Raw genomic sequence first — 2,010 nt, forward strand, 5'->3', positions numbered from 1 at the left:
CATGCTCACGCGCAGAACCGCAAGGCTTTGTCAAAATTGAGAAACTTCCGAATCCGGCTCTGACATCCGTCCGATCGACCTTCTGCATAAAGGCATCGAGGTTCAATATAAGTTGATCTGAGCCGAGGCGCTTCCGAAATGGTTCAAGCACTTCTTGCAATGCAATGATCGCACGCGCCGCGTGTTCAGGTACGACCCAATCAACAAGCTTTAGCTTTTTACCAGCGCGTTTCCGTTTTTTTGCGGGAAGGCCACGCACTTTCCATCGGAATACCGTTCCAGTGACAGAATCTTTTACCGGAATAAGGCAGTCTTTTTTAAGCGCGCATATTTCATACGGACGCATACCGGAAAGATACATGATGATAGTAGCGCACGCAGAGATAAAATTCCCCATCTCGGAGCGAAATTCGTGGTTTGCATGGTAACCCTCAGAGCCAAGAGGCGGCCGCCAAGGCATGCCTAAAGCTGAGCAGACAGAGATTACCGTTTTCCATCCAGGAAATTCTGATCGAGTCCCTGCCCCAGAAAAATTGTTTTCTGGATTTTCCCAGAACCCTATCCGTTCATTCACCATTGATCTGATGTCTTCTACGTACTGATCAATGTACCTCAGAGAAACAGTGACCATTGGATGTAATACATCGTCGGCTATCACAGATGTTTTGTTGTCTGTACTGGAACTATCGAACCCAAAAAATGATGCGCTCATTTTTCCATCATATGGTGAAAAAGGCATCGGCTCCGATAAGTAATCGCGATAGAGGTCAAGAGATTTCAAGGGAGACATATATGCCCAGACGGTTTCTGGGCTAACTCCCTCGTCTGCGCGTGTGTTGCCGCCTGCTATGTTCTCAAGCGCATCCTCGGCTTTATGTGACTCTATCCATTTCCGATATGCGTGGATGACCGATTGCGTGATTTGAATAGGCGAAATAATATCGGGGTGGTAGGCGTCGATCCAGCGCAAGAAGCGCTTCAGTCGGACTTGCTCTCGGCAACACGTATAAGGTGAGAGCACTTTCACGCTGGGTGAAAGCTTCTCATTCAGTCGAAAGTATGCGAGCTCTTTCGCCATAACCCGGAATGCGGGTTTGTTATGTGATATATAGCTGAAATCAATCGTTAGCGTACCTGCAGAGCGGGAGCCGGATTCCGCAGGGGATAGGTCCCATACATCCTGACCAAATACTGCATCAACGTGCGGACTGATGGCGTAGACCTTGCGATCATCCGGTATTGTTTTGCTTTTCGCCAGCCCCGAGGTGAGTTGCGGGACTATATTGGGCTGAGGTGCTGTACTCATCATGCGAGCAACTCCGGCAGAATTAGAATGTCAGCGCCAATGCCCTGGGCGATCACCCTCGCTTCGGCAACGATGGCATCTGGGAAACGTGGCAGAACTTCGCGAGTAATTTGGGTATGACTTTCACCAAATTTCAGCCGCCAGTCGGTGTCCGACATGGTCGCGCGTTTCTCTACGATATGATGCAAGAAGCGGATGACACGGGGTAGGGTTCGCCGCGTTACAAGGGCGTTGCCGCACCCCAAGCACTTGAAGAAGGATTTGGAGCACGGCTTCCCAGGTGCGTCAAAGGGGCTGTTGTAGAAACTCCGACACGATGAAAGCCAAAGATCCGTTTCCCCAGTTAGCGCGGCACGAATTTGCTCCACAGGTACGTCAAGTTCAGCGGCAACCGTGGCGATTGCCTCGGGGGGCGCATCATCTGGGAGATCAACGGCCTTACACCCCTCAAGGGCATATTTGAGCGCTTCAAGGCCGGCATTCTCGATAGCAGCCTCATAATGAGGCTTCATACGATCGCTCTCTAGGTAATGCCGAGCGTTCACGTCACGCGAATTGTCCTCTTCGTAGATGCCGATCTTGCCCTTGGATCGCACCATTTTTGCGGTCTTGTGAGAGACTCGGAACTTGGTGCGGTCAATCTTAGGGTCAGGACCCATTGATATGATTAGGTTTGTGTGATTCAGGCTCCGTGAGGAGACTGG

Annotated in this window: 2 pseudogenes; both read right to left on the minus strand. The window is 50.7% G+C overall.

What is annotated here, in order from left to right:
• Nucleotides 1–1,309: pseudogene (locus NTCA1_RS28220) on the minus strand (hypothetical protein); the annotation flags it as partial.
• A pseudogene (locus tag NTCA1_RS28225) lies at nt 1,306–2,010 on the minus strand (hypothetical protein); the annotation flags it as partial. The pseudogenes NTCA1_RS28225 and NTCA1_RS28220, both read right to left, overlap by 4 nt.

It is taken from the genome of Novosphingobium sp. TCA1, assembly GCF_009811895.1.
Lineage (GTDB): Bacteria > Pseudomonadota > Alphaproteobacteria > Sphingomonadales > Sphingomonadaceae > Novosphingobium > Novosphingobium panipatense_A.